This window comes from Pseudoponticoccus marisrubri, from assembly GCF_001482405.1.
GTDB classification, from domain to species: Bacteria; Pseudomonadota; Alphaproteobacteria; order Rhodobacterales; family Rhodobacteraceae; genus Pseudoponticoccus; species Pseudoponticoccus marisrubri.
In genome coordinates this window covers 1-278 of the sequence record NZ_LPXO01000087.1, presented here as the reverse complement: position 1 = coordinate 278, position 278 = coordinate 1, and the positions used below count along the sequence as shown (strand labels likewise).

The 278-nt window shown below is 52.5% G+C and carries 1 protein-coding gene; it reads left to right on the top strand.

What is annotated here, in order from left to right; all coding sequences use genetic code 11:
• On the top strand, nt 1-278 hold a 278-nt coding region (locus AVJ23_RS22040), incomplete at both ends, for a TonB-dependent receptor domain-containing protein (RefSeq protein WP_157772789.1).

Genomic DNA, 278 nt, shown 5'->3' with positions numbered 1-278 from the left:
AGAAGACGGCATACGATATCAATGACGATGTGGTGATGCGCTTTGCTGCGGCCAAGGTCCTGTCGCGTCCGGATTACGACAACCTGAAAATGACCCGTGGTTTCGCCAACAGTATCTGGGTGCCCGGGTACGATGGCTTTGGCAGCGGCGGCAACCCGGATCTGGAGCCCTATCGCGCAACACAGTACGACCTGTCGACCGAATACTATTTCACTGATTCCTCAATCGTATCCGTTGCCTACTTCTATAAAGACATCGATACCTATATCGATACTGCC